Below are 8,506 nucleotides of genomic sequence, written 5' to 3'. Positions count from 1 at the left end.
TAATGAGTCTATTTTTTATTTTTTTTGTTGATTGTTTGTTATGATTTATTGATATTGGAAAGACGATTTGTAATTACTTGACTATCAGTGTAGTTGTAATATTCTTATCTCAATATGGGACTGAGATACCCTAAGTATGATACTGAGGTACCCTAAGTATACGACTGAGATAGGCTAAATATACAATTGTGCTTCTAATATTTATTTATTGTAAGTAATATTCTAAACTATTTTGAATGAATATATCTGTTTTATTATCAGGAGGTGTTGATAGCTCAGTTGTCGTACACCTTCTTTGTGAGCAAGGGTATCGGCCGTCTCTGTTTTATATTAAGATAGGAATGGACGGCACCGATTATATGGATTGTTCTGCTGAAGAAGATTGGGAGATGGCTACGGCTATTGCACATCGTTACGGATTACCTTTGGAAATGGTAGATTTGCAGAAAGAATATTGGGAACAAGTTGCTGCTTATGCCATTGATAAAATTCGTCGTGGATTGACTCCTAATCCGGATGTGATGTGTAACCGCTTCATTAAGTTCGGTTGCTTTGAACAGAAGGTAGGCAAAGAGTTTGATTTTATTGCTACCGGTCATTATGCCACTACGGTCCATAAAGATGGTAAGGTATGGCTGGGCATAGCTGTCGATCCAGTAAAGGATCAGACCGATTTTCTTGCGCAGATTGATTATTTGCAAGTCTCCAAACTGATGTTCCCCCTTGGTGGATTGATGAAACAGGAAGTACGGGACATTGCCCGCAATGCAGGACTGCCTACTGCCCGTCGCCGTGACAGTCAGGGTATTTGCTTTCTGGGAAAGATTAACTACAATGACTTTGTGCGTCGTTTCCTTGGTGAGCGGCAAGGAGATATTATAGAATTGGAGACTGGAAAGAAAATCGGTACACACCGGGGGTACTGGTTTCATACCATCGGACAGCGCAAAGGATTGGGATTGAGTGGTGGTCCTTGGTTTGTCATTCGGAAAGACGTTGAGGCAAATGTTCTTTATGTCTCACGGGGATATGATACCCAATGGCAGTACGGGCGTGAATTTAAGATTCATGATTTTCATTTCATTACAGAAAATCCCTGGTTACATAATCAGGAAGTCGATGTAACTTTTAAAATCCGCCATACACCGGAATTTATGAAAGGAAAACTGATACGGGAAGGGGAGATCTATCGTATTGTATCTTCTGAAAATTTGCAGGGCATTGCTCCCGGACAATTCGGTGTCGTATATGATGAAGCTTCCCGGATATGTATCGGCAGTGGAGAGATTGGTATTTGAATAGTCTTTTTATATATAGTATTCCACTAAATCCACAATTCCTGCCTTCATAGCATATTTTGTCGCTTCGTGCACATTATTCACTCCTAATTTACGAAATATGTTTTTGCGGTGGCTGTTTACCGTATGAAAGCTAAGATTCTTCTCCGCCGCAATTTCTTTCGTAGTCTTTCCCAGAGCAATTTCTTTCAGTACACTTCGTTCGGCAGGTGTCAGTAAATCATCTTTCAGCGTGTGGCGTACGGGAGATGCATTGCTGCCGGACAGCAATAGATTACTGACATGATTACAGATAAAACGTTCTTTTCGCGAAGCGCATTGCAATGCCGATAGTATTTCTTCTTTTGAATTATCCTTTAGCACTACTCCGAAAGCCATACTGCTGAATAATACTTGTCGGAGAAATTCCATACTCAATTCATCAGAGAAAAGGAGCCAGTCTGCTTCTTTAAAACGCTCATGCAGGACAATTAACTCATCCGCACCAGAAAAATCAAATAACGTATAGTCCAGTATTACTACTGCTTGCGGATGCAGACGCAGTTGCTGAACTAATTCGGCTTTGTTATCTGCTTCCAGTAACAAGGCTGTGTCTTTCTGACTACTGAGTAGAAACATCATACCTGCTTTGGTGATGTCCTGGTTGTCTGCAATGATAAATTCTCTCATATTTGGATGCAAAAATATAAAAACTCCGCTGCAAATGTACACATTTCTGGCAATTTGCAGCGGAGTGGAAATATATATATTGTAAAGGGCTTTACCAAGAACGTCCTTTAAAGATGCTGGATTGGCTTAATGGAACGAGATTACCAGTCAGCGTCATCGTATTGGAGTTGAAATTCGGGCTGATGGTTACGGTAGCATTGTTTCCACCGTTAGTCAGCGAAATGAAAATCTGTGCAGAGATACCGATACCCTGAATACTGAACTGGCAGTTAACGTTACCTTTCTTGTCAGTTGTAATCTGCATATCCGAGGTAGAACCATCTACAGTTACACCACCGATACCGTTAGGGCCGGGATATACCGTGTTGAATGCTACCTGTACGGTACCACGTCCTTGATTTACCAGTACGAAGTTGGTGTTAGAGTTAACGAAAGCTGTCTGTCCGTTACGGAACATCACCTGGTCGGCTTCCAGTACGAATTGGTGGGCTTTCAATGCGGCTACAGCGTCATCATACGATACTGCGTCGGCTACTTGTTCTTCAGCTTTCAGGCGGGCGCGTTCAGCGTCTCTTTGAGCCTTACGGTCTGCGCGGCGTTCCGCTCTACTTTCTTGTGCATACATGGCGGTTGTTGCCGCACTCATCATCACTAATGCTACTAATGCAATAAACTTTTTCATAATTCTTTAATGTTTAGGTTTTACGATTCTTGTTCGTTTATTGCAAAACAACCTTTATTCGGGATTGTTCACGGGACGCTTCACAATTTTATATCCGATGGCCGCAACGAGGATGCTCATTAATGGACTGATAATGTTGAAAAAGCAATAAGGAAGATAGGTCAGCGTAGATACGTTCAATATCGTTGCCTGCGTCATTCCACAGGTATTCCAGGGTATCAGAGGGGAGGTCACGGTAACAGCATCTTCCGTAGTACGGCTCAATAATCGGTTCTCATATCCTTTTTTCTCATAAATATTGCGAAACATGTTTCCGGTGAGGATAATACTAATGTATTGGTCGGCGGTAGTCAGATTGAGAAACAGTCCGGAGCAAACAGTGGATGCTACAACGCTGACTCTTCCTTTCATGAAACGTACAAAGACTGAAGTTATACTGCCCAGCATACCGCTTGCTGTCATGGCACCTCCGAAACACATGGCGCAAAGAATCAACCAGACTGTATTCATCATGCCAGCCATGCCACGTGTAGACACAAGGTCGGTCAGCATACTGTTGCCGGTATCCAGACCGGTGCTTCCGTAGAATGTCATCATTACCCCTTTGAAGATGTTATTTTCTCCTGCTATTTCACGTAGCAAATCCGGTTGGAAGATAATGGCGCAAATACCTGCCAGCATAGTGGATATGAACAAGGTAATGATGGACGGAACTTTTCGAGCAATAAGTATTCCGGTTACCAAGGGAACAATCAGTAACCAGGGAGGTGATTGTGAAGGTATCTTTCAGTGATGTGGCAAAGTCCGCCATGTGCGCAGTAGAGTTTGTTTCGATGACGAATCCCATTACTGTAAAGATAATCAGTGTGATAATCAACGATGGAGTGGTTGTAATTAACATATAGCGTATATGCCGGAACAAGGGAACGTCTGTTATGGAGGAAGCAAGTATCGTAGTTTCCGACAGCGGGGAGATTTTATCACCAAAATATGCTCCGGAGATAATAGCTCCTGCTATCCATCCTTCGTTGAACCCTTGCGCTTTGCCAATACCCATCAGTGCGATACCGATAGTGGCGATTGTTGTCCACGAGCTCCCCGTCATGACAGAGATTAGTGCGCAGATGATACAGGTTGATGCCAGAAAAAAGTCAGGATGAATAATTTGCATACCATAATATATAAGGGTAGGGACAATGCCGCTTATCATCCATGCACCGCTCAGTGCACCTATTATCAGTAAGATAATAATTGCTGTAGCAACTCCTGATATATTATTTGTAATAGCGAGTTCGTAATCTTTCCAGGGGACACGGTAGAATGTTATACCTATGAATACGCAAAAAGCAGTAGTGGTCAGTAGGGAAATCTGGCTACCTCCTTCCAGTGCGTCACTTCCGAATGTATGTATGGTGGCAAATAACATTCCTACCAACAGCACGATAGGCAGGAGGGAAACTAAAGGAGAGGGAATTTTTTTCAATGAACTCATTCTGTTTGTTATATCAGTTAAAACTTTGCAAAGTTACAACAAATCTGATGATTATGTTTTATCCCTGCTTTTCCGCCAATAAATATTATTATATCTTTGCGTTTACTTGGAATAAAAATACAACTTTGGTGTTTAGTTAAACTTTATTATTGACAACGTATGTACAAGAAACAAATTGCCACAGATAAGAAAGTAATCACTTTTGGTGAAGTAATGCTGAGGCTTACTGCTCCTGATTTCCTTCGTTTTTCACAAACCAATCAAATGATAGCCACTTACGGTGGCAGTGAAGCTAATGTGGCCGTTTCGTTGGCTAACTTTGGTATTCCTACAGAATTCGTAACCCGCCTGCCGGACAATGCTGTGGCACGTGCCTGCATAGCTTCACTCCGTGCTAACGGTTTAGGCACGGAAGGCATTGTTTTTGGTGGTAAGCGCATGGGGCTTTATTTTCTGGAAAGTGGTGCGGCATTCCGTAATTCCAATGTGGTTTACGACCGTGAGGGTTCTTCTTTTGCCACATTGCGTCCAGGTATGATTGATTGGGAAAAGATATTCTCCGATGCTGGCTGGTTTCATTGGTCGGGCATTGCTGCGGCTTTGTCACAAGATGGTGCCGATGCATGCCGTGAGGCTCTTGAAATAGCTGACCGTATGGGATTGACTATCTCCTGTGATTTGAATTTCCGTAAGAAACTTTGGAACTATGGGAGTTCCGCTGCCGAAGTCATGCAGCCTTTGGTGCAATACAGTGATGTCATTTTCGGTGCCGAACCGGAATATAAAGAGATACTTGGCATACAACCTGTCGGTTTTAAAGCCGTAGATGCTGAGGATACTACGTTTGAAGCAAATCTTCCTGCTTTTGAAGACTTTGGTCGTCGGGTGGTGGAGCTTGTTCCTCGTTGCCAGAAGGCTTTTCTGGAACTTCGTAATTCCATTACTTCCAATCATAATCTACTGGCTGCCATTCTCTATTCTGATAACACATTGAAGCATACTGGTATTTATGATATCGAGTGCGAGGTGGATCGCGTAGGTGCCGGTGATGCTTTTGTCGGTGGTATGATTTATGGTCTTATAACGTATCCGGATAATGATCAAAAAGCGTTGGAATATGCTTTGGCTGCTTCTGCATTAAAGAATACCGTATACGGTGATTTTAATCATGTGATGGTGGAAGAAGTAGAGAGCCTGATGCAAGGAAATACATCAGGGAGGGTATCACGATAAGACAGTATCTAATTCAAATAAGAGAAAAAGAAACAGCATAGGAGGGTCTCAAATGCTGTTTTTTTTATCTTAAAGATAAGATGATATACAGGTTGTAAAGCTGACGAATGCGATAAAATGTTATAGAAGATTTTCTTTAGCACTGGGAGTATGCTGAAAAATTGGACCCACTATCTGGCAGTTATCCAATTCTTTACAATCACCACAGGTGTTAAACCCTTTTTCGTTTACGCATTTGCGGATTGCACACATATCGCTGCAATACATCGTTTTCACTCCATCCACACAACAGCCCATACAATTAATGGTATCTGCCGTAATCTCCGGTATATTATTCAACTTACTCCACAGTTGAGCTGTTTTTTCTCTTAACTCATTGTCATCTCTGACAGTAGCTATGCGGGCATCGCAACTTTCGCAATCTAATCCGCAACAAGCAATTAATTGTTTCATCATTAGGCTATGACTGTTGATAATTGGTTGATTGCAAATATAGTGATTCTTATGCGGCTTAATCTCATTGAATACATTTTTTCTCGATATTCTTTGCTCCTTTCATTTTTTATATTTTACTTTGCAACACAAAGTACTTTTTATATGGATAGAAATAAAGCAATAGAATCAGTAAATGAGATAAAAGAATTGATGGAAAGATCTTCTAAGTTCGTATCTCTCAGTGGAATGACGGCTGTATTGGCCGGAGTGTATGCATTAGCCGGCGCTTATGTGGCCGGTCAGTTATTAAGATCAGAAGATAATAGGGAAGGACTGATAATGGTTGCTTCACTGGTTTTGATTGTTTCAATTGTTACCGCTTGTATCTTGTCCTGGTATAAGGCCAAGAAGATGCAACAAAAGCTATTCAGTAAACTAACCTATCGTATTGCATGGAATTTTTCATTGCCGTTGTTGACGGGAGGGTTGTTCTGTATAGCTTTACTGCTACATGAACATTACGGACTGGTATCTTCTGTGATGTTACTTTTCTATGGACTTTCTTTGGTCAATGTGTCTAAGTTCACTTACTCCAATGTAGCATGGTTAGGATATGCTTTTCTTTGCTTGGGTATTGCAGATTGTTTCTTTGAGGGGCATGGTTTAATGTTTTGGACAATTGGTTTTGGCGGATTTCATATTTTATATGGCATGTTGTTTTATTTACAGTACGAAAGAAGGAAATAATAGATGATAGAAGCATTTCAAAATATAAATAAGGCATTTGAAAGTAAAGTCCGTTTGGGTATTATGGCAGTTCTCATGGTAAATGAAGATGCCGATTTCAATACTCTTAAGGAATTACTTTCACTGACGGACGGTAACCTGGCAAGTCATACAAGGGCTTTGGAGGAACTGGGTTATATCGTTTGTCAGAAGAGCTTTGTGGGGAGGAAGCCGAAAACATCTTTCCGGGCTACTTCCGAAGGAAAGAAAGCTTTCAAAACTCACATAGAAGCATTGGAGAATTTTCTGAAATCAACATAGATGTTTGGCTTCACACAAAACCGGACAATACTAAATATCTTACTTAATACTATTTTATTATGGACAATTTGAATGACAATTTGAACGAAGATTTCAATGGAGATCTTGCAGAGAATCTGAATGAAACGAGAAAACAGGCAAGTGGTTGTCTGCGTCGTTTCTCTAAATCTATCAAGGCAGTGGTCATTGCTTTCCTTATTCTGTTGCTGCTAATTCCGATGTTTATGATCGAAGACATGATTTCGGAACGCGGGCGAACACAGACGGATGCTATTGCCGAAGTCGGTCAGAAGTGGAGTCTGGCGCAGACAATTACAGGACCTTACATCAATCTGAAGTATCCTATCACACAGGAAGATAATGGTACGAAGAAGGTGACTATGGGAAATGTTACATTGCTTCCTGACGAATTGTCAATAGACGGACAGTTGAGTACGGAGATTCTTCAGCGAGGAATTTACAAGGTGAATGTATATCAGTCGGAGTTGGTAATCAAGGGATTTTTTAGTTCGGAAGAACTTCGTAAGAGTAATGTAGACATGGATGCACTTCAATATCAAAGAGCGGCAATATGCTTGAATCTGACTGATATGCGTGGTCTCAGCGAACAGGTTAGCATAACTTTGAACGATTCTGTTTATATGTTTGAGCCGGGGATGGATGGACGCGGCATTGAAAGCATGGGTGTTCATGCCATTGTCGACCTTTCCGCTCTGAAAGATGACCGGAAGTTACCCTATGAAATGAAGATAAAGCTGAAAGGATCTCAATCCATTTATTTTACTCCCTTGGGTAAAACTACGAGAGTTGCCCTGAAAGCAAACTGGAATACTCCAAGTTTTGATGGTAATTACCTGCCGGAGAAGCGGGAGATTACGGAGAAAGACTTCTCTGCTCAATGGCAAGTGCTGAACTTGAACAGAAATTATCCGCAAGTGTTTATAAATTATCAGAATGCCAGTATCAAAGATATTCAGAACTCTAACTTCGGAGTTAATCTGAAAATGCCGGTAGAACAGTACCAGCAGTCCATGCGTTCCACTAAATATGCTATCCTGATTATTCTGTTGACCTTTACAGTGATATTCTTTACGGAGATAATGGAGAAAACCCGTATTCATGCTTTGCAATATCTGTTAGTCGGTTTGGCGCTTTGTCTGTTCTATAGTTTGTTGTTGTCCATGTCCGAGCATATAGGTTTCAGCATGGCATATCTGGTGGCATCAGTGCTTACGATTATGCTGGTAGGAGGCTATATGCTGGGGATTATTAAAAGAAAGAAACCGGCGTTTATTATGGCAGGTCTGCTCAGTGTGCTCTATATTTATGTTTTCATTCTTATACAGTTGGAGACTTTTGCATTGCTTGCCGGTAGTCTCGGATTGTTTGTGATATTGGCTATGGTGATGTATTTCTCTAAAAAAATTGATTGGTTCAATGAATAAGCCAGGCTGAATAAAGAATGTCCTTTGGGGGAAATTCATGATCTGTGTAAATATGAAGAGAGTGTCAGCTAGCAAGCAGACACTCTCTTTATACTTTCTAATATGTTCTCAGTTTTTTCTTTGAGACATAGTGAGCAATTCTTCTTTAATTTTTTTTTATTTCTTATACCAGTCTTTGTTCTTTTCTCCATTACTGCTTACCCAA

8 protein-coding genes and 1 pseudogene are annotated in these 8,506 nt (G+C 41.0%); 5 read left to right on the top strand and 4 right to left on the bottom strand.

The genetic code is table 11. The features are described 5' to 3' along the window. The first annotated feature begins 236 nt into the window (after positions 1–236). Positions 237–1,298 carry a tRNA 2-thiouridine(34) synthase MnmA gene (gene mnmA, locus BACCELL_RS23440; protein ID WP_007214617.1) on the top strand — a complete coding sequence of 354 codons (1,062 nt, stop codon included), beginning with the start codon at positions 237–239 and terminating at the stop codon, positions 1,296–1,298. A 9-nt stretch (positions 1,299–1,307) separates the two neighbouring features. Here mnmA and BACCELL_RS23435 read toward each other — a convergent pair whose 3' ends face one another. From BACCELL_RS23435 to nhaC, 3 genes and pseudogenes are all read right to left on the bottom strand, one after another. After that, positions 1,308–1,967: a LuxR C-terminal-related transcriptional regulator gene (locus tag BACCELL_RS23435; protein ID WP_007214616.1), complete on the bottom strand. Its 660-nt coding sequence runs from the start codon at positions 1,965–1,967 to the stop codon at positions 1,308–1,310. A 91-nt stretch (positions 1,968–2,058) separates the two neighbouring features. Beyond that, positions 2,059–2,649, bottom strand: coding sequence for a DUF4251 domain-containing protein (locus BACCELL_RS23430; RefSeq protein WP_007214615.1), 591 nt, complete (start codon positions 2,647–2,649; stop codon positions 2,059–2,061). A gap of 54 nt (positions 2,650–2,703) precedes the next feature. Beyond that, positions 2,704–4,132, bottom strand: a pseudogene (gene nhaC / locus BACCELL_RS23425) (Na+/H+ antiporter NhaC). Positions 4,133–4,300: 168 nt separating this feature from the next. Here nhaC and BACCELL_RS23420 point away from each other — a divergent pair. After that, entirely contained in the window at positions 4,301–5,374 is a 1,074-nt protein-coding gene (locus BACCELL_RS23420) for a sugar kinase (protein WP_007214611.1), read from the top strand. Between the two features lie 120 nt (positions 5,375–5,494). Here the strand turns inward: BACCELL_RS23420 and BACCELL_RS23415 are convergent, their stop codons facing one another. Further along, on the bottom strand, positions 5,495–5,830 hold the full coding sequence (locus BACCELL_RS23415) for a DUF3795 domain-containing protein (RefSeq protein ID WP_007214610.1): 336 nt from the start codon (positions 5,828–5,830) through the stop codon (positions 5,495–5,497). A gap of 141 nt (positions 5,831–5,971) precedes the next feature. On the opposite strand from BACCELL_RS23415, the gene BACCELL_RS23410 reads away from it, so the two are divergent. Genes BACCELL_RS23410 through creD form a run of 3 tightly spaced genes read left to right on the top strand, consistent with a single transcriptional unit; the run spans position 5,972 to position 8,301 of the window. Then, complete coding sequence (locus BACCELL_RS23410) at positions 5,972–6,556, top strand: hypothetical protein (protein ID WP_022209398.1); 585 nt, start codon at positions 5,972–5,974, stop codon at positions 6,554–6,556. Positions 6,557–6,559: 3 nt separating this feature from the next. Beyond that, on the top strand, positions 6,560–6,856 hold the full coding sequence (locus BACCELL_RS23405; RefSeq protein ID WP_007214608.1) for a winged helix-turn-helix domain-containing protein: 297 nt from the start codon (positions 6,560–6,562) through the stop codon (positions 6,854–6,856). 59 nt (positions 6,857–6,915) lie between these two features. Further along, a complete protein-coding gene (gene creD, locus BACCELL_RS23400) occupies positions 6,916–8,301 on the top strand; it encodes a cell envelope integrity protein CreD (protein ID WP_007214607.1) in 1,386 nt (461 codons plus the stop codon). Positions 8,302–8,506 lie beyond the last annotated feature (205 nt).

Origin of the sequence: Bacteroides cellulosilyticus DSM 14838 (assembly GCF_000158035.1) — a bacterium.
Classification (GTDB): domain Bacteria; phylum Bacteroidota; class Bacteroidia; order Bacteroidales; family Bacteroidaceae; genus Bacteroides; species Bacteroides cellulosilyticus.
This window is presented reverse-complemented; position numbering and strand designations above follow the sequence as displayed.